This is a genomic window from Vicinamibacterales bacterium (assembly GCA_035699745.1).
Classification (GTDB): domain Bacteria; phylum Acidobacteriota; class Vicinamibacteria; order Vicinamibacterales; family 2-12-FULL-66-21; genus JAICSD01.
The window spans coordinates 43362-69180 of sequence record DASSPH010000005.1; the positions used below are offsets into that span (position 1 = coordinate 43362).

Below are 25819 nucleotides of genomic sequence, written 5' to 3' on the forward strand. Positions count from 1 at the left end.
GGGCGTTACCGCGCGACGGCCAGGGCTCTGGCGCCGAGGGCGTCGACGAAGGCGCGGCTGGAGAGCGCGTCGGCGAACGCCTGGGTCCGCATCGCTTCGGCGATGGCGGCGTTCTCCATGGCCCGGCCCAGCGCGCCGCGGCCGATGGCGTCGGCGATGGCGCTGCTCTCGAGCGCCTGGGCGATGGCGCCGGATTCGATGGCCCGCGCCAGCGCGGCCTGATCGAGGGCCCGCGCCAGCAGACCGCTCTCGGCGGCGCGTCCGAGCGCGCCGCTCTCGAGCGCGCGCAGCACTGCGTCGTAGCGGAGCGCTTCGGCCATGGCGCCGGTCTTCAGCGCCTCGGCGAACGCCTCCACCTTGAGCGCCCGCACGAGCGCCTCGTTCTCGCGCGCCAGGCGGACGGCTTCGCGGCTGCCGGCGGCGTAGTTCTTCGCGACCAGCTCGACGACCCGCGCGTTCCTCAGCGCCTCGAGCACCTGCGCGCTGGCGAGCGCTTCCCGCACCTGGGCGTTCATCAGCGCCTCGCGAACGTGCGCGTTCGCCAGGGCCTCGCGCGTCTGGGCATTGGCCAGCACTTCACGCATCCGCGCGTTGCGGAGCGCTTCGCGCATCTGCGCGTTCATGAGCGCTTCGCGGACCTGCGCGTTGCGGAGGGCGTCACGAACCTGCGCGTTCGCCAGCGCATCGCGCACCGCGGCGTCGGCCATCAGCGACCGCGCTTCGGGGTCCTTCATCAGGCGCGCCACGACGTCGCTCTGAAGGACCTCCTGAATGGACGCGTCGCCGAGCTTCACGTCCGACGCGGTCAACTGCTGCGCCTGCTGGCGCTTGGCGGCGCCGATCGCCCCTTCGGTGCCCCTGTCGACCAGCGGCCAGCCGGTGGTGGTGAAAACAGCGATGAACACCGCGGCGGCCGCGGATAGCCCGATTAACACCTTTTTCGCCATGAACGTGTCCTTTCCTCCGTAAGATGCACGTGTGCGGCCTGCCCGCACGGAAGCCATCACGTCCCGCACCAGGTTCGGAGGCGGCGGGTCGCCGTCGTCGAGTTCGTCCAGCAGCGCGTTCACGCGATCCATCGCCGGACTGCGGAACGGCTCGTCGCGTTCAGTTCGATCCATCAGCTCATCTCTCCCAGCAGCATTTCCGCGAGCCGCTGACGCGCCGAATAGAGCCGCGACTTCACGACCTTGGCGGGAATCTCGAGCGTCGCCGCGATGTCGTCGTACGAAAGGTCGGCGAAATGCCGCAGCACGATCACCTGCCGGTATTCGTCGGTGAGTGCCAGTAACGCTTTCTGCACGCGCTGCCTCCGCTCGCTCCGCTCCAGCGCGTCGAGCGGCGTCCCGTTTCCCGCCAGCTCGAACGCCGCTTCCTCCTGCTCGTGCCGCCGCCGCCCGCGCCGCGCGTTCAGGCATTCGTTCAGCAGAATCCGATACATCCAGCTGAAGAACCGGAACCGCGGGTCGAAACTCCGGAGGTTCTGGAACGCCTTCACGAAGGCCGCCTGGGTGGCGTCGCTCGCGTCCGCGGGGTCGCCCAGCATCCGCAGCGCCACCTTGAACAGCACCCGCTGATGGCGGGTCACCAGCACCTCGAACGCCTCGACGTCGCCCGCCACCGCCCGCTGCGCCAGCGCTCCGTCGTCGTCAGGGTTCTGCATTGAAATACACTCGCCGTTACGAAAAGTTGGCGCCGTGGGGCGGGCTGAGTCTATAGCGGGACCAACGGTCAAACTCGATGAAATCGGTATGGCGGCTCGAAATCGACCGGGAGATTCAGGACGGCGTCCTGGTCCTGCGGCTGGGCGGCAGGCTCGGCACGGCCTCGTCCGGCGCGCTGATAGACGCGGTAATTCAAGGACTCGCCGAGGGTTATCGCGCCGTCATGCTCGATCTGCAGGAGATCGACTACATGAGCAGCGCCGGGCTGATGGCTGTCGACGCGTCGGCAGGGCGCGCGCGGAGCCAGGGGGGCGCACTGGTGCTCTGCGCCGCCTGCGACGCGGTGCGGCTGGTGCTGGAGTTCGGCGGGCTGCTGGCCGACGTCCCGCTGGAGCCGTCCCGCGCCGCCGGACTCGAGCGCCTGCGCCGGGAAAGCGGCCCTGAATAGAGCTGGCCGCTTCCGGCTTCCAGCTGTCGGCTTCCAGCTTCCGGCTGCCGGCTTCCAGCTTTCGGCTTCCAGCTTCCGGCTGCCGGCTTCTGTCACAGGGTCAGGCGATCGACCTCCAGCACGGTCCGGAGCAGCACGTCGGCGCCGCGGGCGCAGTCGTCCCACTCGGTCCGTTCCTTCGGCGAATGGCTGATGCCGCCGATGCTCGGCACGAAGATCATGCCCATGGGCCCGAGCGTGGCCGCCATCTGGGCGTCGTGGCCGGCGCCGCTGGGCAGCCGCGTGTGGGTGAAGCCGAGGCCCGCCGCGGCGCGCTCGATCGCGGACTGCACCGACGGCGTCGCCAGCGCCGGTCCGTAATGGCCGGTCGGCGCGATCTCGATCGTCGTCTTCGTCGCTGACGCAATCGCACGCGCGCGGGACGCGATCGCGTCCGCGATCGACGCCAGCTTCGCTTCCGACAGGTCGCGCAGCTCGATCGTCAGCTCCGCCCTGCCGGGGATGACATTCGCGGCATTCGGCGTGACGTCGAGGCGCCCGACGGTGCCGACCTGCGGTCCCTGCACGCGCGTCACCTCTTCGCGGACCGCAAGCACGACCTGCGACGCCGCGATCAGCGCATCCTGCCGATCCGCCATCATCGTCGTGCCCGCGTGATTGGCGAAACCGCTCACCGTCGCCCGGTACCGCGAGATCGAGACAATTCCTTCGACGACGCCGATCTGGACGCGCCGCCGATCGAGCGTGCCGCCCTGTTCGATGTGCAGCTCGAGATAGCAGTGAATCGTGCCCGGCTGCCGGCGCGCGCCGGCGATCCGATCGGGATCCCCGCCGATGCGGCGAATGCCGTCTGCCTTGCGCAGGCCCTGATGGATCTGATCCATCTCTCCGGCGACGAGCTGCCCGGCGGCGGCGCGGCTGCCATTCAGGCCGTTGGGGAACGTCCCGCCTTCTTCGTGCGCCCAGATGACGACTTCGAGCGGATGCCGCGTGACGATGCGTGCGGCGTCGAGGGCGCGGATGGTCTCAATCGCCGCGAGCGACCCGAGGTCGCCGTCGAAGTTGCCGCCCTGCGGGACCGAATCGATGTGGGAACCGAAGAGAATCGGGCGCAGTGTCGCGTCCTGCCCGGCGCGCACGGCAAAGATGTTCCCGGCCGGATCGATGCGCGGATTCAGTCCGGCGCCGCGCATCAGGCCGATCGCATACGCGCGTCCCTGGATATCCGCGTCCGAGTACGCCGTCCGGCTGACGCCGTCGGCGAAGCTGCCGCCGGCGGGCCGCCCGAACGCGCTGAGCGCCTCGATCTCCTGGCGGAGCCTGGCGGCATCGATTCGGGGCGCGGTGGATTGGGCGCGCAACGGCGCCGCCGCCGCCACCGCCGCCGAGGCCATCGTGTGCAGGAAATCACGCCGCTTCATGCGGCGGCCATTATCGACTGTTTACCGGTCGTCCTTCACGGGGGGGCGTGACGCCTCGACGAAGGCCAGCTCGCGGGCGACCTCTTCCCGGATCTTCCGCTCCCGGCGCTCCGCCAGCGCGCGATCGATGGTGCCGACGAGCGCACCGAGATCAAGACCGCAGCACCTGCCGGCATACGCCGCATACTGCCGCTGGAAATCAGTGAGCGTGAAGGTCTCGCGCAGGTGCTCCTCCAGCGTCGGCACCCAGGGGCGGCCGGTGACGTGGGTGCGGAACGTGGGCCGGAGCTGGACCGGCTCCTTCGGCGCGAGACGGGTGGCGGCAGGCTTGTTCAGGCGCTGCTTGATGCGCGACAACGACGGCGCGGGCGGATCTCCGGGGTCCTGCGGCGCGGCGCCGAGGCCGGTCTGCCCGTACACCGCAATCGCGGCGCAGCACAGCACACGGATACACCCCTGCCGGAAGATACCCACGATTACAGCTTAGACGACAACGAGTGCAGTCCGGCCGTGAGCGGCAAGACCCTGCCGGCGGCTAGGGACCGACCCGGGCGCGCAGCTCCGATGTGTGCGTCCGTCCGCGATCGTCGTCTGTGTCGATGAAGATCACGAGCGTGCCCTCGGACGCGACGCCGCAGTCGAACGCCAGGAAGAACGGGAGCGACTGCAGAGTCCCGGGAATCGGAATCGGTCCCGTCGACGGCAGCGGAGCGATGCCGGGGATCGGAATCGGCAGCGTGGGCAGCGTCGAGACTGGAGCGGTCAGCGGCGACGCGCTGGGTATCGGCATCACGCGCGGCAGGGACGTGACGCCGAGCATGTCGGTGAACCTGAACCGCAGGCCGCGCAGCGTCACGTCGCCGCCGCGGATCACGATGATGATCCGGGTGCCGAACAGCGGTCCGGGCCCGCACCGGCCGGGAAGAAACTCCGGCCTGAGCGTCGCGGGTTCGAAGCCGAAGGTCGAGCTGGTCACGCTGGCGGTGAGCGCGGTAGGCGCGTTGGTGACCGACACGTCCGTCCGGTCGCAGGCGACGAGGACAAAAAGCAGCAACAGTCCGCCGTACATCGGCAAGCGCATGGACATCGCACACCTCGTGCGAGTGCCTGTAGCAACCGTCGTGCTCGCCGCGCCGTCTCGGCGGTGGCATCACCGGCCGCGGAACGTGCACGTGCCTCGGTACACAAACGTGGGATTGCCGTCGGCGTTGACGCCTGTGCCGGTCACGTCGAGCGCGCAGCGCACCTTCGGCCCAGCCAGGTGATTGAACAGGAACACGCGGCCGAACTCCGATCCGGTCTTCAGATCGACCTCGAAGCGGAACTGGTCGTCGTGAATCAGCACCGGCTCGGATCCGGCGATGGTGCCGGAGTAGACCTGCTCGCCGGTATTCACCAGCGTGCCGTTCACGAAGTCGAACACCGACGTGACGTGATAGAGCACCCGTCCGCGCAGGTCGCCGGACAGCTCGACGGTTTCCGTGCTCCGCTGGATCTTGCCGTTCGCGGTGGCCTGCTCGGCGTGGACGATCGCGCCATTCAGCAGGTCCACCCCGGTGCCGGTCACGTCGATGGTGGCCGATGAATCGGAGCCAAGCAGCAGGCAGGCGACGGCGGCAAACGATGCGAGATGGGCGCCCATGAGAACCTCCAGCGCCACCCTACGCTCCGGGCGGGGCAGCGCCAACATCGCAAAGACGGCCACGCGCCGATGGCCCGCTTTGGCCCGCCGCCGGACGTCGCGGCACTAGAATGAGCCGCGGTGACCGAACACCCCGGCGATCGGCTCGACTCGTGGAAGGAGATCGCGCGCTACATGGACCGCGGCGTTCGCACCGTGCGCCGCTGGGAGCACGACGAGGGCATGCCCGTGCATCGTCACCTACACGGCACGCTCGGCAGCGTCTACGCGTTCAAGTCCGAGCTGGACGCCTGGCGGCGCGCCGGATCGAGCGCACCGCGAGGCGCCGCGCCGGCCGGTCATCCGGCGATCGCGGTCCTGCCGTTTGCCAACCTGAGCACGGATCCGGAGAACGCCTACCTGGCTGACGGGTTGAGCGAGGAGATCACCGCCGACCTGGCCGGGGTGCGGGCGCTGCGCGTCGTCTCCAGGCGCTCGGCGGCGCGAATCTCCTCGACGGCGAAGGACGCGCAGGCCGTTGCCGCACAACTCGGGGTGCGGTACCTGGTCGAAGGCAGCGTGCGCCGCGCCGGCGATCAGCTGCGCATCACCGCACGGCTGGTCGACGCGCCGGCGGACGAGACGGTGTGGGCCGGCAAGTACAGCGGACCGGTAGACGACGTGTTCGAGATGCAGGAGCGGCTGGCCCGCACGATCGTTCGCGCCCTCGCCTTACAGCTGACGCCGGAGGAAGACCGCCGGCTGGCCACGCGGCCGATCGATCACCTGCGCGCGTACGAGTGCTACCTGCAGGCGCGGCAGGACGTGTGGCGCTGGCGCAAGGACTCGCTCGATCACGCCGTGCGCCTGCTGCGTGCGGCGCTGGACATGATCGGTGACAATGCCACCCTCTATGCAGCTCTCGGATTCGCCGAGCTGCAGTACCGCGAGGCGGGGATCGATACGACGGATGGTCCGCTGCACGCGGCCGAACGGTGCGCGGACCGCGTCTCGGCGCTGGAACCGTCGTCGGCCGCGAGCCGGCAGCTGCGGGGCTGGATCGATTACGCGCGCGGACGGATCCAGGACGCCGTGCGGCAGCTGAAAGCGGCGCTCGACGCGGACCCGAACAACGCCGACACGCTGCTGCTCCTCAGCAACTGTTACTTGATCTCCGGCCGCGTCCATGAGGCGCGGCCGCTGCTGGATCGTCTGCTGACGATCGATCCGCTCACGCCGCTGAACCGGTGCATGCCGGCGTTCGCCGATCTCCTGGAGGGGCGTGCATCCGCGGCGCTCGCACCGTACCGCCAGATGCTGGCGATGGATCCGGCCAATCCGATGGCGCGCCTGTTCTACGTGTGGGTGCTCGTGCTCAACGCGAGAGCGGACGAAGCCGGCGCCGTGATCCGCGAATTCCCGTCCCAGGCAGCAGACTCGGTTCCGGCGCGCCTCGCGGCGTTTCTCCACCGTTGTGCGGCGGGCGAGGGCGCGGCGGCGGCGGCGCTGATCTCTCCGCAGGTCGCTGCCGCAACCGCGGTCAGCGATGTCTTTCCTCGTTTCCTCGCCGAAGGGTGCGCGGTCGCCGGCATGCTCGACGAGGCGGTGACGTGGCTGCAGCGAGCCGTGGACCGCGGCTTCATCAATCATCCGTTCCTGGCGCACCACGATCCGCTGCTCGCGCCGCTTCGCGGCCACCCGCGGTTCGCCGAGATCCTGGAGCAGGTGCGGCGCCGGTGGGAGCAGTTCGAGGCCTGACCTCAGGCTCGTCCTCGCATACAATCCGGCGCACATGCTGACCGGCCGGACGCTCGGCCCGTATCAGGTCAAGGAGCAGCTCGGGGGCGGGGGAATGGGGGTCGTCTACAAGGCCCACGATTCCCGGCTCGACCGAGTCGTCGCGCTGAAGGTCCTGCCGCGCGAACTCGCCAGTCCCGACCGTCTGCAGCGCTTCGAGCAGGAAGCCCGCGCCGCATCGGCGCTGAACCATCCGAACATCCTCACGATTCACGACGTCGGCCGGGACGCGGACGTCGCCTACCTGGCGATGGAGTGGGTCGAAGGGCAGACGCTCCGCGACGTGATGTCCGGCCGGCCGCTGCCCGTCCGCCGCCTCGTCCGGATCGCGCAGCAGATCGCTGACGGGCTCGCCAAGGCACACGCCGCCGGCATCGTCCATCGCGATCTCAAGCCCGAGAACGTGATGCTGACGCCGGACGGCTTGGTGAAGATCGTCGATTTCGGCATCGCCAAGCTCGAGGATCCCGCTGCCGGCGGTCCCGCGGACGCCGCGACGCAAACGGTCGGCACCTCGCCTGGCATGGTGCTCGGCACGCTCGGTTACATGTCGCCCGAGCAGGCGAGCGGCAAGCCGGTGGACTATCGCTCCGATCAGTTCGCGCTCGGCCTGCTGATCTACGAGATGGCGACCGCCACGCGGCCGTTCAAGCGGGAGACGACGGCGCAGTCGCTGGCGGCGACGATCGACGTGGACCCGACGCCGATCGACGTCCTGAACCCCGACATTCCCGCGCACCTCGCCGCCGTGGTGGCGCGGTGCCTGGCGAAGGATCCCTTCGAACGCTACGAGTCGACGCGCGATCTCGCGCGCGATCTCACGACGATTACGGTCACCAGCGCGTCAGGCGCTGTCCGCGCACGCGGCACGCTCACGTCCCATTCGCGCGTGTACGCCGCGGCGGCCATCGTACTGCTCGCGATTGCCGGCACGGCGGCGTGGTGGTGGTGGCGGCCGTCGCCGGCCCCGGCGGAGAAGCCCCGTCCGCTCATCGCCGTCCGTCCGTTCCGCAGCCTCTCGGCGGATCCGGGACAGGGGTATTTCGCGGCCGGCGTGACCGAAGAGATCCGCGGCCAGCTGTCGCAGATCTCCTCGCTGCGGCTGCTGAGCCGAAACGCGCTGGAGGCGGCGACGGGGTCCGATTCGCCGAGGCTGGTCCGCGATCTCGGCGTCACGCAGCTCGTGGACGGCAGCGTGCGGCTCGAAGGCCCGCGCGTTCGCGTTACCGCCGAGCTGGTCGATGCGTCGACGCAGCAGACGCTGTGGTCGGATCAATACGACCGCGACGTCGCGGACGTGCTCGCGGTCCAGACGGACGTGGCGCTGCAGATATCGCGCGCGCTGCGCGCCAATCTCTCGCCCGACGAGGAGCATCGCCTCGGTCAGCGACCCACCAGCAGTCCGGAAGCGTACCGGATGTACCTGCAGGCGCGTCCGGCGTCCGCGTTCGATCGCGCCAGGAACCTGGCGGCCATCGAGCTTCTGCGCAAGGCCATCGCGCTCGATCCTTCGTTCGCGCCCGCGTATGCGTCGATGGGATTCCGGCAGACGCTGATGGGCTACTACGACGCTCCGTCATACATCGACGAGGGCATCCGATCCGCAGAAACGGCGCTGCAATACAACCCGTCGCTGCCCGGCGCCTACTTCGTCATCGGGTCCGGCTACGTCATGAAGGGTCAGGACGCCAAGGCGCGGCTGGCGCTGCTGCGCACGCTGGAGCTCGATCCGAACCACACGCTGGCGATGTCCAACCTCTCGGTGCTGTATTCGAACTTCGGCCGGCCGAGCGAAGGATTGATCTGGGCGCGCCGCATGTTCGCGCTCTCGGGCAAGGACGGCAACGACTTCTACCATCTCGGCGTGCCGCTGGTGACGCTGCGCGCCGACGACGTGGCGGATCGGGTGCTGACCGAAGCGGAGCGCCGGCACGATCGGTTCACGCGCACGCACGTCCTGCGCTCGTACCTCGAGTGGTTCCTCGGCCGCGGTGACAGCGCCCGCAACCGGATTGCCAGGGCGCTGGAGCGCTGGCCCGAGGACGAGGAACTGAAGTTCCTGCGCGCCGACTTCGCCTATCTGCTCGGCTCCGCCGATCTGGACGCGGCGCTCGCCGCGATCCCGAGTGGCGGCGATGCCAGCACGAACATGGTGCCGCTCACCATCGGGCTGCGGCGGGGCTACCTGCTGGCGCGGCGCGGGCGGGAGGCGCAGGCGCGCGCCGTGTTCGCCGAAGCCGAACGCAGCGCCGTGAAACGGATGGCCGACGGCGACAATACACCCTCGCTGCGCATCGAGCTCGCCGCGATCGCCGCGCTGAAGAAAGACTTCAGCGGCGCGATCACCTGGCTCGACCGCGCCTACGACGCGGGCTACCGCGATTACGCGGTCATCGACCGCGATCCGATCCTGCTGACCATCGAACCGCAGGCGACGTTCCGGGACGTGCTGGAGAGGATGCGCCGCGATCTCGAGGCGCAGCGTGCGCAGGCGAGGCACGGCGGCCTGCTCGACGTCGATGCGCTGCTCGGTCCCGCCAGATAACCGGCACGCGCCGCCCTGGTCAGCGCGTCCCCAGCGTCTTCACGAGCTTGTTGTACATCCCCGTCATCAGCAGCGGTCCGGGCCACATGCCGACGAAATGACTGGCGCGGCGGCGGCCGGCGAGTTCGAGGCCCAGCGACGCCGCCATGGCGGCCAGCGCGCCGAACAGAAACCAGTGCGAGGGAATCTTTGCCGTCTGCTGTTCGATCAGCCGCGCCAGGTCCCCCTCGGCATGCTCCGGCCGGACCACCGGGGCGGCGGCGCTGGACAGCGATTCGGTGGCGGCGGGATTCACGTCGATACTCATGCCGGAGCTGCAGGCAAATCCGGCACCAAGGTTGCCACTTCGGACCGCGTGTCAGATGACCTGCTGCCCGCGACCCGCGGCGCCGGACCTCTGCTGCAGCGCGACTACTGGGCGGTGCTCGCCGGGTCTCCGCTGTCGCCGGTCGAGCTGATCGCGAAGGTCAAAGAGCGCTTCTGCGTGCTGCCGCCAGCGTCGCTCGTCGGGTTCACCGCCGAACAGGGCATCGCCCGTGGCGCGCGGCTCGACATCGTCATCACGCCCGGCCAGCGCTGCGCCGTCACCGTCATCCACGAGGATGAGCAGAGCCTTACACTGGGCACGCTGGCAGGGCATCCCGAGGCCGGCCGGATCACGTTCGGCGCCTACCGGAACCCCGCCGCGGACGTCATCTTCCACATCCGCAGCCGCGCGCGATCGACGACGACGCTGAAGCGGATCGGGTTCCTCGCCATCGGCGACGCGATGCAGACGAATACGTGGACCGATTTCATTCGCAACGTCGCGGCGCTCGCCGGCGCCTCGATTGCCGGCGCGATTCACGCCGACACCGAAACGGTCGAGGAGGGGCCGGAAGACGACGAGCCGCTTCACGCGCCGACGTTCCGCGCCGTCGGCGGCTGATGGCCGAGTGGCGGCTGTTCTCCGGCTGGACCAGTGACGAGTTGCGCGAGCGCGTCGAGCGCCTGTCGGCGGCGGAGCTGAATTTCGTCGGCACCGAAGATGAGCTGACCGGGGAGCTGGGATGGCATCACTATCATTCCGACGCGGTGATCGCGCGCGAGAAGCCGGACGAGGACGCCTGCTTCGAACGCGCCCGGGTCGCGCTGGCCAACTACCAGTTCTCCGATCCGCGGATCGTCGTCGCGCACTTCGACCCCAAGGGGCCGCTGCTCGGCCGGCGGATCCTGCTGGAGATCAAGGTGTGGGGGCTGCGCTATCTGTGTCCCGCGCTGGTGACGCACGTGCGCAACGAGCCGGGCGTGTACGGGTTCCGCTACGACACGCTGCACGGCCACATCGAGCGGGGCATGGAATGGTTCCTGCTCGAGAAGGACGCGGAGGGGGCGATCCGCTTCCGCATCGAGGCGCGCTGGCAGCGCGGCGAGATGCCGAACTGGTGGAGCCGCGTCGGGTTCGCGGCGCTCTCCGGCTACTACCAGCGCACGTGGCATCGGCGGGCGCACAATCTGCTGTCGCTGCTCGCGCAGTACGGATCGACCAGGCGGCCGCCGCGTGACGCGGCGGGCCTCACGCATCAGGGCGTGGACGTGACGTTCACCTATCACACGAAACGGAAATGGATGCAATGAACAGGACGGCGCTCGTGAGAACGTTGGCGGCCGGGGCGCTCACCGGCATGCGCAGCATGGCCGGACCAATGGCGCTGGCGCGGTCGCGCGGCGGCAATGCCGCGCGGGCGATCGCGGTGTTCGGCGGCGCGGAGATGATCGCCGACAAGACCCGCTTCGTCGGCAACCGGATCGATGCGGCGCCGCTGGCCGGCCGGGCCGTCATCGGCGCGGTGGTCGGCGGCTTCGTCGCGCACGAATACCGCGAGAACATCGCCATCGGCGCGCTGCTGGGCGCATCGGCGGCGGTGGCCGCCGCGCATCTCGCGTACTACGTTCGCCGGCGCCTGCCCGTCTCGAACGTCGTCGGCGGCGCGCTCGAGGACGCGGTCGTCATCGGGCTGATGCAGCAGATCTAGCGGCGTCCGCCGCGCCGCGGGATCAATAGAGCTTCTTCAGTTCGATTCCGCGGTAATACTTCTTCAGGATCTCGTCGAACGTGGCGCCCTCGAGCGCCATCCCGTACGCGCCCACCTGGCACATCCCGACGCCGTGCCCCCAGCCGCGTCCGAAGAACGTCGCCCCGACGACGGCGCCGGCGGCGTTGCGTTCGATGTCGTATGACATCAGGCTGTCGCGCAGCGCGAGCAGCGTGCGCAGGCGGAGCGCGGGCACGGCGGCCCGGCCGCTCGTGCCGATGACGTCGGTACTGATCGGACGCTCGGACGCGCCGCGCTGCACGACCCGCATGTCCGTGAACTCCCCGATGTTGAGCGGCCGGAACGCCGCGTCGAGTTCCGCCTTGGTCTTTCTCACCTGCCAGATCGCCAGCCGGGAGAAGCGGTCCGCCGCCGGGTTGGCGAAGTTGATGCGGTAGACCAGCATCGGGATCGCGCTCCCTTCGGCGCGGAAGTCGATCAGCTCCCCCCCGATCCACGATCCCTCGCGCAGGCCGATCCGCTCGTCTCCGATCCGCTGGTAGATCAGCGCATCCGGATTCAGCGTGAACTCCTTCGGCTGCCCGGCCACCATCAGCGTCATCGTCCTGCCGTCGAACGAGACGAGCACCCCCTGCTGCCACTCGAACGCGTTCTTCCGATCGACGATGCGGAAGAGCAGCTCCTGGGCGGTGATCGAGGTGCCGGCCGGCAGCAGCCCCTGTTCGTTGACGAACGCGAGGTCGGAGGCCGTGATCACGGTGGGATAGAACGTCTGGCGGACGAACGCGGCCAGCGCGGCGGGCTCCGTCGCCGCCGGCTCGCCGCGTTCGGGCAGGCCGACGAAGCGCGCCGCGTCGGTGAAGTTGTTCACCCTCGCCACCGCGAGCACGCCGTCCTTCCAGTTCGCAATCGATCGCGACGTCGTGAAGAGCTGCGGCTTCGGATGCTTGTACTCGCACGGAGTCGACACGAGATACGGCACGCGCTCGTTGAAGATGTGCTCGGCGTCCTCGGTGCGGCCGCCGCAGGTCGAGCTGTAGAGCGCGTTGATCGGCTTGCCGTCGAAGGTCGCGACCACGCCGCGGGTGTCGTTCACCGCCTGCGTCGCCAGCGCGTCCTCGGTCTTGACGCCGAAGTACACCTGGCACGCGTCGGTCGCGCAGATGTCGTAGCCCTCCTTGCTGTACTGGCCGAGGTTCCGCTGGATGTAGGTCCGCGCCGCGACCGCCTGCGCCTTGAGCGCTTCGGGCTGGCCGAACGTCGTCGGGTTCAGCTCGTTCGGCACCACGCCGCGCAGGTACTCCTCCAGCGGCAGTTCGTTGACCACCGTCAGCGTCCGTCGCGCATTGGCGAACACTTCCATCGCGCCGCGGTAGGCGCGCGCGTCGATCTCGAGCGGCGCGGCGGGCGGCTCGACGCGGACCCGCGCGCCCGGCGCCAGGACGAGGACCTCGCCGCCGTCCGTCTCGACGGTCATCCGGTACTGCAGGTCCCCCTTCCTGATCGCGCCCGACGCGGCGGGATCGAGCGCCAGCGCCGACGCGAAGGTGGCGGCGCGCGTCCGGCGCCCCTCGACGGTGAAGTCGCCCGCCGACCTGAGGGTCACGCTCGCGGCGTTCTGGGTGAGTCCGATGCGGACGAGGGGCTCGGAGGCCGGCTGCGGCGCGCCCGCCAGCAGCAGCAGCGCGGCGAGGAGGATCTGGCGCATGGCTCATGGTGGCACAGCCGGGTACCTCGTGGCGGCGCGCGGACCCGTCGGAAGACGCCGTCCGGGTCACGGTCGCCTGCGGCGCCCGGTTCCCCACCGGTGGTCGGCGAGGCGGTATGATCGCCAGCGCCATGACCATCACCCACTGGATTGCCCTCGCGGCGGTGACCTGGGCCGCGGCCACGCTGCCGGGCGCGGGACAGCGGGGGACCGCCACCGCCAAGCCCGACCCCAATCGGCAGGACTGGATTCAGTTGTTCAACGGCCGCGATCTCGACGGCTGGACGCCGAAGTTCTCCAAGCACGACCTCGGCGAGAACTTCAACGACACCTTCCGCGTCGAGAACGGCATGCTCGCCGTGCGCTACGACAAATGGACGAAGTTCGACGGCGAGTTCGGCCATCTCTTCTACAAGGATCCGTTCTCCTATTACCGCCTTGCCGCCGAGTACCGCTTCGTCGGCGAGCAGGTCGCCGGCGGCCCGGGATGGGCGCGGCGCAACAACGGCCTGATGCTCCACAGCCCTCACCCGAAGACGATGCTGAAGGATCAGGACTTCCCGATCTCGATCGAGGTCCAGCTGCTCGGCGGCTTCGGCGACGGCAAGCCGCGCACCACCATGAACCTCTGCACGCCCGGCTCGAACGTCGTCCTCAACGGCAAGCTCCACACGCCGCACTGCACCAATTCGACGTCGAAGACCTACGACGGCGACCAGTGGGTGCGCGTCGAGGTCGAGGTGCGCGGCGACGAGCTGGTGAAGCACATTGTCGACGGACAGACGGTCCTCGAATACACCAAGCCGCAGATCGGCGGCGGCAGCGTCGCACCGGTGGATCCGGCGGTGAAGGTGGACGGGACGCCGATGACCGGCGGCTACATTTCGATCCAGGCGGAGACCGCGCCGATCGATTTCCGCAAGATCGAGCTGCTGAATCTCGAAGGGTGCATGGACCCGAAGTCGCCCGGCTACAAGGCGTATTTCGTGAAGGCCAACCCGCAAGCGTGCCGTTAGGCGGGATCGGCGGGGTGTGGGGATGAAGACCTGGCTCGCCGCCGTCCTTCTCGCGTTCGGGGCGCTGGCGCCGCAGACCGGAACGATCCGCGTCCGCGTCGCCATCCAGACGGAGCAGCAGGTGCGGCCGGTGCCGCGGCACGCGCTGCTGATCAGCGAGAATCCCACGTCGGCGGCGCCGCAGCGAGCGGTCACCAGTTCCGACGGCACCGCGGAGATCCGCGTGCGGCCCGGCAATTACACCGTCGAATCCGACGAGCCGCTGCTGTTCCAGGGGAAGTCGTACGAGTGGCGGCACACCGTCGACGTGCCGCCGGGACAGACCGTCACGATCGACTTCAACGCGGCGAACGCCGAAGTCGCGGACGCCGCGGCGTCGCCGTCCGCGCCGGCAAGCGCGTCGGGACTGCTGCTGGACTGGCAGAACAGCGTGGTGGAAATCTGGACGCCGCTCAGGCGCGGCGCCGGATTCCTGGTCGATCGACGCGGCGTGATTGCCACCAACCAGCGGCTGATCGGGCGCGAACGCTCGGTCGAGGTGCAGGTGTCGCGCAGCGTGAAGGTCGCGGCCCGCGTCCTCGCCGCGGACGCCGGCGCCAACCTCGCGCTGTTGTGGATCGATCCGCAGGTCCTCGCCCCGGCACGGCCGGTCCGGCTGGGCTCCGCCGACGCGCCGCCGCCGGCGCCGGGGGACAGGATCTTCGCGATCAACGTCCCGATGGAGGACGACAAGAACCTGGTCGGCGGCAGCGTCCGCCGCATCAGTTCCTCCGGCATCCTCTCCGACATTCCGATCGCCGACGAGAGCCTCGGCGCGCCGGTGTTCAACGCGTCCGGCGTCGTGTTCGCGGTCACCACGGCGCACGACGACGGGGGGCCTCTCAATTCCGCCGACTCGCTCGCGGTGCGCATCGACGGCATTCGCCCGCTGCTGGCGGCGGCCGAGAAGACGCTGACGCAGGAGACGCCCCCTTCCGGCACGCGGCTGCCGGTGGAAGGAGAGGCGCTCTTCCCGGACGATCCGCTGCGCGAGGCGGCCGCGAAGCGGAAGGGACCGCTCGGTCCGTACCGCATCAGCGCCGAGAACTTCGACGTCAGCGTGATCACGCCGCTGCTGACGTTCGCGGCGCGTCATCAGGGCGGCGAACGGGCGCCGGCGCGCGGCGGCGCCATGGAATCGCGCGATCTCGCCGAGCTGGAAGCCAGGCGCCGGGCGCTGCAGGAGTTCGGCAACTGGTGGGACTACGTGCGGCGCGATCCGCCGGTGCTGATGATCCGCGCCACGCCGAAGATGGTCGAACCCTTCTGGAAAACGGTGCTGCGCGGCGCCGCGCAGTCGCAAGGGATGTCGCTCCCGCCGATCAAGCAGATCAAGGCCGGCTTCGCCCGGATGCGGCTCGCCTGCGGCGGCGCCGAGGTGACGCCGATCCATCCGTTCAAGATCGAGCACCGTCTCGGTGAGAGCGAAGCCGTGTACGAGGGCTTCTACGTCTACGATCCCGCGGCGATCGGGCCGCAGTGCGGAACGGTGACGCTGACGCTGTACTCGGACAAGGCGCCGGACAAAGGGGACGCGCGGCCGGTCGACGCGAAGATCCTGGGACAGATCCACGAGGACTTCGCGCCGTACCGGGCCGCGGCGAAGGCCGGAAGGATTCCGTGATTCTGCGACTGGTCGAGGGAACCGGCGTCCTCCTGCTGCTGTCGGTGTTCCTCGCCTACGTGCTGGCGCCCGCGCTGCCGCCGATCCGGCGCCGCATCCGCATCGGCCGCCGCCGCCGTCCGATCTCCGACGCCGCCGCGATCCTGGTCGTCTACTTCGCGGTCCTGCTGCCCGGCGCGCTGGTCTGGCGCAAGGCGGAGCCGGCGCTCAGGCACTGGATCGACGTCACCGCGCCGACGACGGTGGATCGCCTGTTCGCGGGGGATTCGGTCGGACCGATCGAACGGGCATTCGCGCCGCTGCCGCGGCCGCTGCGGACGAGGCTGACGCGGGCCGGCGTCGCGGTCGCGGATGCGATCGAGCACAGCGCGCGCGGCACGCTCGCCGAGCTGATCACCGCGGCGCGCTACGCCGCATGGCTCGGCGTCACGCCGGTGGTGGCGTTCCTGCTGCTCACCGGCGCGCCGGTGTTCCAGCGCTCGGCGCTGCGCGTGCTGCCGCACGGCCACCTGCAGTGGCGGTTCGAGGAATACCTCCGCGACGTGAACAGCGCGCTGGCCGGCTACGTCCGCGCCCAGGCCGGCGCCGGCATCATCGTCGGGGCGATGTGCGTGCTCGGATTCCTGCTGCTGGGAACGCCATCGGCGGTCTCGCTCGGCGTGCTCGCCGGCATCCTCGAGCTGGTGCCGGCCATCGGTCCGCTGACGGTGCTGCTCATCGCCGCGTCACAGGCCGACCGCGTGCTTCCCGTGGTCCTGTTCCTCGGCGTGCTGCGCGTCGCGCAGGACTACGTGGTGTATCCGCGCCTGATCCGCCACGGCATGCACCTCTCGACGATCGTCGTCATCGTGACGGTGTGGACCGGCGCCGTGCTGGCCGGGGCCGCCGGCGTGGTGATCGCCATCCCCGCCGCGGGGTTCCTCTCCGTGAGCCTGCGCCATTGGCGGGAATACCGGGAGATCGAGCGGCTGGTAGCCACGGTCAAGTAAGCAGTGCGCAGTGCGCGGTGCGCGGTGCGCGGTGCGCGGTGCGCGGTGCGCGGTGCGTAGTGCGTAGTGCGTAGTGCGTAGTGGGTAGTGGGTAGTGCGTAGTGGGTAGTGCTGCTTACGTCAAGAAACGCCGGTACGCGTCGTTGTTTTCGTCCAGGCGGTAGCGATAGCCGAGGCCTGACAGGAACGACTCGAAGGCGGCGTGTTCCGCGGCGGGGACTTCGAACGCGGCGAGGACGCGGCCGAAGTCGGCGCCGTGGTTGCGGTAGTGGAACAGGCTGATGTTCCAGCGGCCGCCCAGCGCGTCGAGGAACTGCAGCAGGGCGCCGGGACGCTCGGGGAACTCGAACCGGCAGACGCGCTCCGCGGCGACGTCGGGGGCGCGGCCGCCCACCATGTGGCGGACGTGCAGCTTCGCCATCTCGTTGCCCGAGAGATCCGCCGTCTCGTACCCGAGCTCGCGCAGGCGCGCCGCCAGGGCTTCACCCTCGCCGTGCGATCGCGTCGCCACGCCCACGAAGATCTCCGCGCGCTGGCGTCCGCTCAGGCGGTAGTTGAACTCGGTGACGACGCGGGCCCCGAGCGCGGCGCAGAACGCGCGGAACGCCCCCGGCCGCTCGGGAATCGTCACCGCGAGCAGCGCCTCCCGGCCTTCGCCCAGCTCGGCCCGCTCGGCGACGAAGCGCAGGCGATCGAAATTCATGTTCGCGCCGCTGAGCACGGCGCAGAAGCGGCGGCCGCGCACCTGGCTGGATTCGATGTAGGACTTCAGCCCCGCCACCGCCAGCGCCCCCGCCGGCTCGACGATCGTGCGCGTGTCGTCGAACACGTCCTTGATCGCCGCGCAGATCTCGTCGTTGTCGACCCGGACGATCGTGCGCACCGCGTCGCGGACGATCGGGAACGTCGCCGCGCCGACCTGCTGCACCGCCACCCCGTCCGCGAACAGCCCGACGTCGTCCAGCCGCACGCGGGAGCCGCTGGCCAGCGACTGCGCCATGGCGTCGGCGTCCACCGGCTCGACGCCGATCACGTCCACCTCGGGGCGGACCGCCTTCACGTACGCGGCAATGCCGGCAATCAGACCGCCGCCGCCGACCGGGACGAACACCGCGTTCAGGTCGGGCTCCTGCCGCAGCAGCTCGAGCCCCACCGTGCCCTGCCCGGCGATCACGATCGGATCGTCGAACGGATGAATGAACACGAGACCCTGCCCCGCGGCGAGCGATTCGGCGTGCTGCTGCGCCTCCGAGTAGCGATCCCCGGCGAGCACCACTTCGGCGCCCAGCGCCTTCACCGCATCGACCTTGATCTCGGGGGTCGTGCGCGGCATCACGATCACCGCGCGGATGCCGAGCCGGCCGGCCGAATAGGCGACCCCCTGTGCGTGATTGCCGGCGCTGGCGGCGATCACGCCGCGGCTGCGCTCGTCGGGCGACAGCCGCGCCATGCGGTTGTAGGCGCCGCGGATCTTGAAGCTGAAGATCGGCTGCAGATCCTCGCGCTTCAGCAGCACCTCGTTGCCGAACCGGCGCGACAGCCGCGGCGCCGGATCGAGCGGCGTTTCCCTCGCCACGTCATAGACGCGGCTCGTCAGGATGTCGCGCAGCAGCGTGTCCATCGAAGGCGTCCTACTCCGGCTCCCGGATGTCGATCTCGTGCGTGTCCGCGGCCCGGATGTAGCGATCCGCCCAGCCCGCCGCTTCGTCGATCGACGCCGCCAGCACGACGACGTAGCCGCCGATCAGCTCTTTCGTCTCGGCGAACGGGCCGTCCACCATCACGACGCCGTTGCGGGTGTTGGTGAGGCGGCGGCCGCGTCGGCTCGGCTTCAGCGTCTCGCTCGCCAGGTGAACCCCGCTGCGCGAAGCCCCGTCGATCAGCCGCGACAGGCGCGAGCGCTGATCCGCGGTCGGCGCGAGGCCCGCCTCGGTCTCCGGCGTGGCCTTGCGCAGGATCATGTAGCGGCGCGTCTCGATCGCCGCAGGACGCTCGGCCATGCCGATATCCCACGGTTCGGTCACCGGCCGGATGTCGACCTCGCCGTCGCCGAGGATCGCCGCCTGTTCGGCCGCGAAGTCGATGGCGGCGTCGATCGACGGCGTGCGCAGGATGCTGAATCCCGCCGGAAGCTCGTTGGTGCCGGGGACGAACGGCCCTGGCGCGATCGTCCGCTCGCCGCCGCGGAAGGTGACCCGCACCCCCTCGGCGCTCGAGCGAAGCCCCTCGCCCGCCAGCATCGCGTTCTTCGCCATCAGGTCGACGATCATCGATCCGACGCGCCCGACCAGCTCCGGGCTGGGAAGACCGCCGCCTTCGTAATAGGCGTTCGTCTTGTGCATGAGGATGTAGCGCGTGCGCGTGCCGCTCATTCGCCCCTCCGCAGCGGCAGGAAGGCGCGCAGCCGCGCATCGCGCAGAATCAGTCCGCCCCACAGCATCGCCGCGACGTAGGTCGGGAACAGCGCGTGCGAGAACAGCGGGTGGGCGACACGGACGTGCGTCGCGACCGCGCCGCCGAGATAGCCGGTCAGCAGCAGCGCGCCGAGCACCGCCGTTCGCGGCACGAGATATACGAGCACACAGGTGAGCAGGGTCACGCCGAGCGGAAAGATGACGCTCACAGGGTATCCCAGGCTGACCGTCCCTTCGATGACCGGCTGCACCCGCAGCAGCTTGCCAATGCTGTCGACGATGAGAAACGCCACCGCCAACCCGCTGATCACCCGCCCCGTCCAGATTCCGGCTTTGCTTGTCTGCATATCGAACCTCCACCCGCTGGTCGAGCGGGCGGAAACTCGATCGACAAATTCCGAAATGATTGGAACAAAAGCGCTTAGTCCGTGCAGTCCGCGGCCCGTGGCCTCAGAACCGCTGGTCGTCCGCGGACGGTCCGTAAATCGACGGCACCTTGATGTCGTTCAGGCGCAGATAGACGGTGAGCTGGCCGCGGTGATGCGACAGGTGCATCAGCGAGTCGCGCAGCACCACGTGGCGCGGCGCCTCCATCACGACCTTGCCGGCCGCCTTGAGCCGCCACGGCGTCATCAGGTGCGCGTCGGTCGTGTTCTGCAGCGCCCGGCGCGCGCCGGCGAAGCCCTCGTCCATTGCCTTGACCAGCGCGTCGGCGGTGTCGAACGTCTGCGCGAACTTCGACGGCGTGCCGGACGGGGGCTGCAGGTCGAACTCGTCCTGCTCGATCGTCATCGTCAGCCACGAGGGCATCATGGCGACGAGCGACGACAGGTAGCCGAGCGGCATCGACTTGGGATGCGGCTTCCAGTCGCCGCGCCCTTCGGGGACCGCCGCGAGCGCGCGCCGGGTCAGCGGCGCCTCGCGATCGATGTCGGCGATGAACAGGTCGGTCAGCGTCACTCCAGCCTCCGTCCGAAAACCCGCAGCGAGGACACGTTGTCCTTCCGGCTGCCGCGCGTATGCCCATCCCTGGAGTCTGCGCCGCCCCCGCAAGAGGTGTCAACGTCGTCCGTCGGCGGACCGATCCGTCAGAACCGGACCGCGAGTCTGACGCCGCGCTCACGCCGTGCGATCGCGGGGACGACGGCCACTTTCTGCCGCGAGCCGCCGCGGGCCCGATCGATCAGGTATCCCACGGCCGCGCCTCCCGCGGCGCCAATACCCGCCGCCGCGTACGGCGCCCACGCCTCGAGGTCGTTTTCACAGCCGGCGCCGCAGCGACCCGAGAGGATTGCGAAAAGGGTCCCCATGCCGGCCGCGCCGACGAGCGCGCCGATCGCCGCCCCGTTCGCGTTCGAATCCCTCGGGGCTGGCGGGGTGGGCTGAGCAAACGTCGCCCGCGCCGCCGCCTCACGGATTGACGGGCGCGTCTGCGCGCCGGCGGCCGCCGCCGCTGACAGAACGACCAGGACCATTGCCGCCGCCGTCCGTATCCAGGCTGTCTTCATTGCCGGACTCCTTCCCGGGGAAAGGCGTGAAGCGCGGCGAACCCGGCGCTCATGCCGCAGCGGTGACGACCAGCGCGCTGCACGTGCGGCCGGCGCTGCGCCGGTACGCGTGCGGCAGGGTCGCATCGAAATACATCGAGTCTCCCGCTGCGAGTTCGTGCTCGTCGCCGGCAATCGCTATCGCCAGCGTGCCGCTGAGCACGTAGATGAATTCCACGCCCGGGTGTGCGTGCGGACGCAGGTTGTCCCTGGTCGGCGGCAGGAACTCGGCGAGATAGGAATCGAAGCGCCGCTCCGTGGCGGCGAAGTCGAGCGACTCGAAGCGATAGGCGGGATGCTGTCCGGGGCGGTCCGGGAGCTTGACGCGCTGCTCCTTGCGGATGACGGCGATCAGCGGCTTCTCGCGGGCTCCGGCGAAGAAGTACTCGAGGCCGACGCTGAACACCAGCGCGATGCGGAGCAGCGTCGGCAGCGTGGGATAGAGGCGGCCGCGCTCGATCTTCGAGAGCATCGCCGGCGAGAGCCCGGTGTGCCGGCCGAGCTCCACCAGCCCCATCTTCTTCTTCAACCGCAGCGCCCGCACCTTCGCGCCGATGCCGTAGCCCTGGAGTCCTTGATTCAGCGTCGCCGAGAGCATGAGTGAAGCTCCGTTTTCCTGTGATGCACAAACCCGCGCCGTTTTGTCGCGACGCGAACACGACTTTGTGTCCGCCGCCCAATTTTACTCTGAATCAAGTTACTGTGAATGGCAGTTAACACGACGACAGGAGACATGACACTCATGAAGAAGACGTTCGCCATCGCCGCCACCGCGCTGACCCTCATGCTCGGCGCCGCCACCACCACCACCGCCCGGGCGGACAAGGACATCGTCGACACCGCCGTGGCCGCGGGATCGTTCAAGACCCTCGCCGCCGCCCTCGAGGCCGCGGATCTGGTCGGGACCCTGAAAGGGGCCGGACCCTTCACCGTGTTCGCGCCGACCGACGAGGCGTTCGCGAAGCTGCCCGCCGGCACGGTCGAGAACCTGCTCAAGCCCGAGAACAAGGCGAAGCTGCAGCGGATCCTCAAGTACCACGTCGTCGCCGGCAAGGTGATGGCGGCGGACGTGGCCAGGATGAAGACCGCCAGGGCCGTCAGCGGCGATACGCTGGCGGTCTCCGCGAAGAACGGTGCGGTCATGATCGACAACGCCAGGGTGGCGAAGGCCGACATCGCCGCGAGCAACGGCGTCATCCACGTGATCGACACGGTGATCCTGCCGAAGAACTAGGCGTGTAGAATCGGCGGCGTTGCCGACGCTGCCGATCGACTCCGCTCGCGACAGGCCCGCTGCCGGGCGCGTGCTCGCGCTCGACGCCTTCCGCGGCTTCGTCATGCTGCTGATGCTGGCGGAGGCGTTGCGGCTGTGGACGCTGCACGCGGCGTTTCCCGGCAGCCGGTTCTGGGCGCTGGTCGCCTACAACACCGAGCACGTCCCCTGGCAGGGCTGCTCGCTGCACGATCTGATTCAGCCGGCGTTCTCGTTCCTGGTCGGCGCGGCGCTGCCGTTCTCGATCGCCGCGCGCCAGGGGCGGGGGCAGCGCCGCGGCGTGATGCTCGCGCACGCGGTGTGGCGCAGCATCGCGCTGATCTTCCTCGGCATCTTCCTGCGATCGCTGGATCGATCGCGCACCTACTGGACGTTCGAGGACACGCTCACCCAGATCGGCCTCGGCTACACGTTTCTGTTCCTTCTGGCGTTCGCGTCGATCAGGACCCAGGCGGCGGCGTTCGCGGCGCTGCTGATCGGCCACTGGCTCGCGTTCGTCCTCTATCGGCTGCCGCCGCCGGACTTCGATTACCGCGCCGTCGGCGTCCCTGCCGACTGGCCGCACCTGTATTCCGGGTTCCTCGCCCACTTCAACAAGAACTCGAACGTCGCCTGGGCGTTCGACACCTGGTTCCTCAACCTGTTTCCGCGCCTCGAGCCGTTCCGCTTCAATCGCGGCGGCTGGTCCACGCTCAGCTTCATCCCGACGCTGGCGACGATGATCCTCGGGCTGTGGTGCGGGGAGTGGCTGAAATCGGCGCGGGATGCGCGCGGCAAGCTCAAAGGGCTGGTCGCGGCCGGCGTGGCGCTCGCGCTCGCCGGCCTGGTGCTGCAGTGGCTGCACGTGGTGCCGATCGTCAAACGGATCTGGACCGCGTCGTACACGCTCTACAGCGGCGGACTGGTCATCCTGATGCTCGCCGGCTTCTACTTCGCGACCGAGCTGCGGGGATGGCGGCGGTGGGTCTTTCCGCTGGTGGTGATCGGCGCGAACTCGATTGCCGTCTACGTCATGAGCTGGACGCTCGAGGAGCCGATCACCCGCGCGCTCGTCCGTCATCTCGGCCCGGCGCCGTTCGCGTTGCTCGGTCCCCCCTTCGAGCCGGTCCTGAGAGGGGCGGCGGTCGTCGCCGTCTTCTGGCTGATCCTCTGGTGGATGTACCGGCGGCGGATCTTCCTGAAGATCTAGCGGAGCTTGCCGCGCACGGCGTCGACCGCCTTCGCATCGGGCGGCAGCGGAGCGCCGCGCTTCTCGCGCGCCCACTGCGCCTGGACGGCGGCGATGTCGTCGAGCAGCGCGCGCGCCCGTGCCGCGTGCGGATTCCTGACCGCGGCTTGCTTCGCGGAGGCCGCCAGGTCGGCGTGAAACTGCGCCGCGTTCAGCAGCGTTCGCGTGTATTCGGTCCAGAGGTGCGTGCGGTCGGGATGCGCATCCAGCCGATCGCGATATATCCGGATGCGGCGCCGGTTGCTGTCGATCGTTTCGGCGACGTGCCCCAGGTACGAGTGGACCAGCGCGAGCCGCTCGTAGCCGCGCGCGAGTGACGTCCGGGCGAAGTCGTCGTTGGGATCGTCCCGCACCACCTGCTCGCGCAGTTTCACCGCCTCCTCGTAACGGGCCAGACCGGTCGCCGGATCCGTCTTCATGACCGCCGCCGCCAGCGCGCCGATCGCGAATGACAGGTCGAGCCGCCACAGCGGCCGTGAGGGCTCCGCTGCGACGCGGCGGCGATCGAGGTCGAGCGCCTTCTCGTACAGCTGGATGGCGTCGGCCGTCCGCCGCATGTCCTCCAGCACCGCGCCGTTTCGCTTGTAGGCCAGGGACAGATTGCGGCTCGCGTTCAGGTTGGCGGGCAGCGCCGCGGCTTCCTCCTCGGCCGCCTGCAGAGAGAGTTTGAACAGCTCATAGGCTTCCGGATACTTGCGCGCCTCACGGAGCGTGGTCCCCAACTCCATGTAGAGCGTCTGGCGGATGAACCGGGCCCGCGGCAGCGATCGCTCCGCCGGCGACATGGACTCGATGATCTGCCGCGTGCGATGCAACAGCCGGTCGCTCTCCGCCTGGTTGGCTTCCGCGCCGGCAAGTCTCAGCAGCGCGCTGGCGAGGGTGAGACGATCGCCGGCGTCCGCTCGATCGCCGCCGGCAATCGGTTCCAGGAGCGCGATTGCCTTGTTCAGATTCACGCGGTTCGAGGCCACGTCGCCGAGATTCGGCACCCCCGGGCGGCCCTGAATCGTCCCCAGGCGGATGTAGCCTGCCGCCAGCTCTCGTCGCAGCGTGACGTCGCTGGCCGCGTATCCGTAGAGCGCGTTCAGATACTCCGTCGCCCGGCGCACGATGATCTCGTTCGCCGCTGTCGACCCCGGCAGCTTCTCGACGGCGTCGTTCAGTTCTCCGAGCACGGACTGGGCGAGCCCGCGTACGGCGTCGAACTGCGCCTGCGCGCGCTGCCGCTCCCGCTCCGCCACGCGCGCCTGCCACACCGTTGCCGCGACGCCGCCCGCCACCGCGACCAGCACGGCTGCGGCGGCGGTGACTGCGACCCGATGCCGGTGGACGAACTTCGCGGCGCGATATCGCCGCGTGTCGGGCGCCGCGAGCACCGGGCGTCCGTCCAGGAAGCGCTGCACGTCGTCGGCCAGCTGTCCGGCGGAGTCGTAGCGCCGTTCCGGCTCCTTGCGCAGGGCCTTGAGCACGATGCGGTCGACGTCGGTGGGGATGCGGCCCAGGAGCGGGTCTGGCGCCGCGCTCGGCGGATCCGGCACCTGCTCGCGTACCGCCCGCATCACCTGCTCCTCGGTCTCGAGCGGCGCGCGATACGGTCCGCGGCCGGTCAGCAGGCGATAGAGCAGCACCCCGAGTGCGTAGACGTCGGTCGCGACGGTCACCGCCTTGCCGGCGATCTGCTCGGGGCTCGCGCTCTCCGGCGTCATGACCAGCACCGTGGTGTGCGCGCCGATGTGCACACCGCCCTGCGGCTCGAGCAGCTTGGCGATGCCGAAGTCGAGCAGCTTCGGCGTGCCTTCCGCGGTCACCAGGATGTTCGCGGCCTTGATGTCGCGGTGAACGACCAGATGCTGGTGCGCGTGCTGCACCGCGGCGCAGACCTGCCGGAACACCGCGAGGCGCTCGCGCAGCGGCAGCGCGCGCCTGGCGCAGAACCCGTCGATCGGTTCCCCTTCGACGAACTCCATGACGACGTAGGGGAGGCCCGCCGGCGTGGTGCCGCCATCCAGCAGCCGGGCGATGTTCGGATGGTCCAGCGACGCGAGGATGCGGCGCTCTTCGCGGAAGCGGTCCAGCAGGAAGGGGCTGCCGAATCCGCCGCGCACGATCTTGATGGCGACCCGCTGCCCGAACTCGCCGTCGTCGCGCTCGGCGAGATACACGCTGCCCATGCCGCCGGCCCCCAGCTCGCGCACGATGCGATACGGGCCGATCCGCGTGCCGGGGGTCATGAGTGTCGCGGCGGCCGCTCCGGCAGGCGTCTCGAAGTACGGGCCTGCTGCCAGCGTGGAGTCGAGCAGGGACCGGACTTCAGCGGCGAGCGGGGCGTCGCCGCCGCAGGCCTCGAGCACGTACGCCGCCCGGGCCGGCTCGTCGAGATCGAGCGCGGCAGCCGCGATGGTCTTGATGCGCCGCCATTGTTCCGGAGTGATGGTGTGCGACACGGCCG

26 protein-coding genes are annotated in these 25819 nt (G+C 69.6%); 11 read left to right on the forward strand and 15 right to left on the reverse strand.

Features of this window, described 5'->3' with window-relative positions; genetic code table 11:
- Nucleotides 1-5 precede the first annotated feature (5 nt).
- A complete protein-coding gene (locus tag VFK57_00395) occupies nucleotides 6-1121 on the reverse strand; it encodes a hypothetical protein (GenBank protein ID HET7694143.1) in 1116 nt (371 codons plus the stop codon).
- On the reverse strand, nucleotides 1121-1663 hold the full coding sequence (locus VFK57_00400) for a sigma-70 family RNA polymerase sigma factor (protein HET7694144.1): 543 nt from the start codon (nucleotides 1661-1663) through the stop codon (nucleotides 1121-1123). Before VFK57_00400 ends, VFK57_00395 begins: the two co-directional genes overlap by 1 nt.
- A gap of 77 nt (nucleotides 1664-1740) precedes the next feature.
- Here VFK57_00400 and VFK57_00405 point away from each other — a divergent pair, with 77 nt between their 5' ends.
- Nucleotides 1741-2112: an STAS domain-containing protein gene (locus VFK57_00405; GenBank protein HET7694145.1), complete on the forward strand. Its 372-nt coding sequence runs from the start codon at nucleotides 1741-1743 to the stop codon at nucleotides 2110-2112.
- A gap of 92 nt (nucleotides 2113-2204) precedes the next feature.
- On the opposite strand, the gene VFK57_00410 is transcribed toward VFK57_00405, so the two are convergent.
- The 4 genes from VFK57_00410 to VFK57_00425 form a co-directional block, all read right to left on the reverse strand.
- Nucleotides 2205-3533, reverse strand: coding sequence for a Zn-dependent hydrolase (locus VFK57_00410; GenBank protein HET7694146.1), 1329 nt, complete (start codon nucleotides 3531-3533; stop codon nucleotides 2205-2207).
- 21 nt (nucleotides 3534-3554) lie between these two features.
- Nucleotides 3555-4007 (reverse strand): hypothetical protein, encoded by a 453-nt coding sequence (locus VFK57_00415; protein HET7694147.1) that lies wholly within the window; start codon nucleotides 4005-4007, stop codon nucleotides 3555-3557.
- A 61-nt stretch (nucleotides 4008-4068) separates the two neighbouring features.
- On the reverse strand, nucleotides 4069-4620 hold the full coding sequence (locus VFK57_00420; GenBank protein HET7694148.1) for a hypothetical protein: 552 nt from the start codon (nucleotides 4618-4620) through the stop codon (nucleotides 4069-4071).
- 63 nt (nucleotides 4621-4683) lie between these two features.
- Nucleotides 4684-5175: a hypothetical protein gene (locus tag VFK57_00425; GenBank protein HET7694149.1), complete on the reverse strand. Its 492-nt coding sequence runs from the start codon at nucleotides 5173-5175 to the stop codon at nucleotides 4684-4686.
- Between the two features lie 120 nt (nucleotides 5176-5295).
- On the opposite strand from VFK57_00425, the gene VFK57_00430 reads away from it, so the two are divergent.
- Together VFK57_00430 and VFK57_00435 are read left to right on the forward strand one after the other, a co-directional pair.
- Nucleotides 5296-6912 (forward strand): tetratricopeptide repeat protein, encoded by a 1617-nt coding sequence (locus tag VFK57_00430; protein HET7694150.1) that lies wholly within the window; start codon nucleotides 5296-5298, stop codon nucleotides 6910-6912.
- Between the two features lie 34 nt (nucleotides 6913-6946).
- On the forward strand, nucleotides 6947-9496 hold the full coding sequence (locus VFK57_00435; GenBank protein ID HET7694151.1) for a protein kinase: 2550 nt from the start codon (nucleotides 6947-6949) through the stop codon (nucleotides 9494-9496).
- 19 nt (nucleotides 9497-9515) lie between these two features.
- Here VFK57_00435 and VFK57_00440 read toward each other — a convergent pair whose 3' ends face one another.
- Complete coding sequence (locus tag VFK57_00440) at nucleotides 9516-9803, reverse strand: hypothetical protein (GenBank protein ID HET7694152.1); 288 nt, start codon at nucleotides 9801-9803, stop codon at nucleotides 9516-9518.
- Between the two features lie 48 nt (nucleotides 9804-9851).
- On the opposite strand from VFK57_00440, the gene VFK57_00445 reads away from it, so the two are divergent.
- The 3 genes from VFK57_00445 to VFK57_00455 are packed head-to-tail and all read left to right on the forward strand — an operon-like array spanning nucleotide 9852 to nucleotide 11511.
- Nucleotides 9852-10424 (forward strand): DUF1990 family protein, encoded by a 573-nt coding sequence (locus VFK57_00445; protein ID HET7694153.1) that lies wholly within the window; start codon nucleotides 9852-9854, stop codon nucleotides 10422-10424.
- Nucleotides 10424-11113 (forward strand): DUF1990 family protein, encoded by a 690-nt coding sequence (locus VFK57_00450; GenBank protein HET7694154.1) that lies wholly within the window; start codon nucleotides 10424-10426, stop codon nucleotides 11111-11113. Before VFK57_00445 ends, VFK57_00450 begins: the two co-directional genes overlap by 1 nt.
- A gap of 14 nt (nucleotides 11114-11127) precedes the next feature.
- Nucleotides 11128-11511, forward strand: coding sequence for a hypothetical protein (locus VFK57_00455; protein HET7694155.1), 384 nt, complete (start codon nucleotides 11128-11130; stop codon nucleotides 11509-11511).
- A 22-nt stretch (nucleotides 11512-11533) separates the two neighbouring features.
- Here the strand turns inward: VFK57_00455 and VFK57_00460 are convergent, their stop codons facing one another.
- Nucleotides 11534-13240: a SpoIID/LytB domain-containing protein gene (locus VFK57_00460; GenBank protein HET7694156.1), complete on the reverse strand. Its 1707-nt coding sequence runs from the start codon at nucleotides 13238-13240 to the stop codon at nucleotides 11534-11536.
- A gap of 116 nt (nucleotides 13241-13356) precedes the next feature.
- Between VFK57_00460 and VFK57_00465 the strand changes: the two genes are divergently transcribed.
- The 3 genes from VFK57_00465 to VFK57_00475 are packed head-to-tail and all read left to right on the forward strand — an operon-like array spanning nucleotide 13357 to nucleotide 16908.
- Nucleotides 13357-14256, forward strand: coding sequence for a DUF1080 domain-containing protein (locus tag VFK57_00465; GenBank protein HET7694157.1), 900 nt, complete (start codon nucleotides 13357-13359; stop codon nucleotides 14254-14256).
- 22 nt (nucleotides 14257-14278) lie between these two features.
- Nucleotides 14279-15919, forward strand: a complete 1641-nt coding sequence (locus tag VFK57_00470) for a trypsin-like peptidase domain-containing protein (GenBank protein HET7694158.1) — start codon at nucleotides 14279-14281, stop codon at nucleotides 15917-15919.
- Complete coding sequence (locus VFK57_00475) at nucleotides 15916-16908, forward strand: AI-2E family transporter (GenBank protein ID HET7694159.1); 993 nt, start codon at nucleotides 15916-15918, stop codon at nucleotides 16906-16908. The genes VFK57_00470 and VFK57_00475 overlap by 4 nt, the downstream gene beginning before the upstream one ends.
- A gap of 115 nt (nucleotides 16909-17023) precedes the next feature.
- On the opposite strand, the gene ilvA is transcribed toward VFK57_00475, so the two are convergent.
- The 6 genes from ilvA to VFK57_00505 form a co-directional block, all read right to left on the reverse strand.
- Nucleotides 17024-18529: a threonine ammonia-lyase, biosynthetic gene (ilvA, locus tag VFK57_00480; GenBank protein ID HET7694160.1), complete on the reverse strand. Its 1506-nt coding sequence runs from the start codon at nucleotides 18527-18529 to the stop codon at nucleotides 17024-17026.
- Between the two features lie 10 nt (nucleotides 18530-18539).
- A complete protein-coding gene (locus VFK57_00485) occupies nucleotides 18540-19280 on the reverse strand; it encodes a YciI family protein (GenBank protein HET7694161.1) in 741 nt (246 codons plus the stop codon).
- Nucleotides 19277-19669, reverse strand: coding sequence for a DoxX family protein (locus VFK57_00490; protein ID HET7694162.1), 393 nt, complete (start codon nucleotides 19667-19669; stop codon nucleotides 19277-19279). The genes VFK57_00485 and VFK57_00490 overlap by 4 nt, the downstream gene beginning before the upstream one ends.
- A gap of 103 nt (nucleotides 19670-19772) precedes the next feature.
- Complete coding sequence (locus VFK57_00495) at nucleotides 19773-20282, reverse strand: DinB family protein (protein ID HET7694163.1); 510 nt, start codon at nucleotides 20280-20282, stop codon at nucleotides 19773-19775.
- A gap of 128 nt (nucleotides 20283-20410) precedes the next feature.
- The gene (locus VFK57_00500; GenBank protein ID HET7694164.1) at nucleotides 20411-20830 is read right to left on the reverse strand and encodes a hypothetical protein; all 420 of its coding nucleotides are present in this window, start codon (nucleotides 20828-20830) and stop codon (nucleotides 20411-20413) included.
- A 49-nt stretch (nucleotides 20831-20879) separates the two neighbouring features.
- On the reverse strand, nucleotides 20880-21467 hold the full coding sequence (locus VFK57_00505; GenBank protein ID HET7694165.1) for an XRE family transcriptional regulator: 588 nt from the start codon (nucleotides 21465-21467) through the stop codon (nucleotides 20880-20882).
- Between the two features lie 144 nt (nucleotides 21468-21611).
- On the opposite strand from VFK57_00505, the gene VFK57_00510 reads away from it, so the two are divergent.
- Nucleotides 21612-22103, forward strand: a complete 492-nt coding sequence (locus VFK57_00510) for a fasciclin domain-containing protein (protein HET7694166.1) — start codon at nucleotides 21612-21614, stop codon at nucleotides 22101-22103.
- A gap of 19 nt (nucleotides 22104-22122) precedes the next feature.
- On the forward strand, nucleotides 22123-23331 hold the full coding sequence (locus VFK57_00515) for a DUF5009 domain-containing protein (GenBank protein HET7694167.1): 1209 nt from the start codon (nucleotides 22123-22125) through the stop codon (nucleotides 23329-23331).
- Here the strand turns inward: VFK57_00515 and VFK57_00520 are convergent.
- Nucleotides 23328-25814 carry a serine/threonine-protein kinase gene (locus VFK57_00520; GenBank protein ID HET7694168.1) on the reverse strand — a complete coding sequence of 829 codons (2487 nt, stop codon included), beginning with the start codon at nucleotides 25812-25814 and terminating at the stop codon, nucleotides 23328-23330. The two genes, VFK57_00515 and VFK57_00520, sit on opposite strands and share 4 nt — an antisense overlap.
- Nucleotides 25815-25819: the final 5 nt, after the last annotated feature.

Coding starts and splice junctions, on each gene's coding strand:
- VFK57_00395 (HET7694143.1), bottom strand. CDS start 1,121: ATGGATCGAACTGAACGCGACGAGCCGTTCCGCAGTCCGGCGATGGAT.
- VFK57_00400 (HET7694144.1), bottom strand. CDS start 1,663: ATGCAGAACCCTGACGACGACGGAGCGCTGGCGCAGCGGGCGGTGGCG.
- VFK57_00405 (HET7694145.1), top strand. CDS start 1,741: ATGAAATCGGTATGGCGGCTCGAAATCGACCGGGAGATTCAGGACGGC.
- VFK57_00410 (HET7694146.1), bottom strand. CDS start 3,533: ATGAAGCGGCGTGATTTCCTGCACACGATGGCCTCGGCGGCGGTGGCG.
- VFK57_00420 (HET7694148.1), bottom strand. CDS start 4,620: ATGTCCATGCGCTTGCCGATGTACGGCGGACTGTTGCTGCTTTTTGTC.
- VFK57_00425 (HET7694149.1), bottom strand. CDS start 5,175: ATGGGCGCCCATCTCGCATCGTTTGCCGCCGTCGCCTGCCTGCTGCTT.
- VFK57_00435 (HET7694151.1), top strand. CDS start 6,947: ATGCTGACCGGCCGGACGCTCGGCCCGTATCAGGTCAAGGAGCAGCTC.
- VFK57_00440 (HET7694152.1), bottom strand. CDS start 9,803: ATGAGTATCGACGTGAATCCCGCCGCCACCGAATCGCTGTCCAGCGCC.
- VFK57_00450 (HET7694154.1), top strand. CDS start 10,424: ATGGCCGAGTGGCGGCTGTTCTCCGGCTGGACCAGTGACGAGTTGCGC.
- VFK57_00460 (HET7694156.1), bottom strand. CDS start 13,240: ATGCGCCAGATCCTCCTCGCCGCGCTGCTGCTGCTGGCGGGCGCGCCG.
- VFK57_00465 (HET7694157.1), top strand. CDS start 13,357: ATGATCGCCAGCGCCATGACCATCACCCACTGGATTGCCCTCGCGGCG.
- VFK57_00470 (HET7694158.1), top strand. CDS start 14,279: ATGAAGACCTGGCTCGCCGCCGTCCTTCTCGCGTTCGGGGCGCTGGCG.
- ilvA (HET7694160.1), bottom strand. CDS start 18,529: ATGGACACGCTGCTGCGCGACATCCTGACGAGCCGCGTCTATGACGTG.
- VFK57_00485 (HET7694161.1), bottom strand. CDS start 19,280: ATGAGCGGCACGCGCACGCGCTACATCCTCATGCACAAGACGAACGCC.
- VFK57_00490 (HET7694162.1), bottom strand. CDS start 19,669: ATGCAGACAAGCAAAGCCGGAATCTGGACGGGGCGGGTGATCAGCGGG.
- VFK57_00500 (HET7694164.1), bottom strand. CDS start 20,830: ATGAAGACAGCCTGGATACGGACGGCGGCGGCAATGGTCCTGGTCGTT.
- VFK57_00505 (HET7694165.1), bottom strand. CDS start 21,467: ATGCTCTCGGCGACGCTGAATCAAGGACTCCAGGGCTACGGCATCGGC.
- VFK57_00510 (HET7694166.1), top strand. CDS start 21,612: ATGAAGAAGACGTTCGCCATCGCCGCCACCGCGCTGACCCTCATGCTC.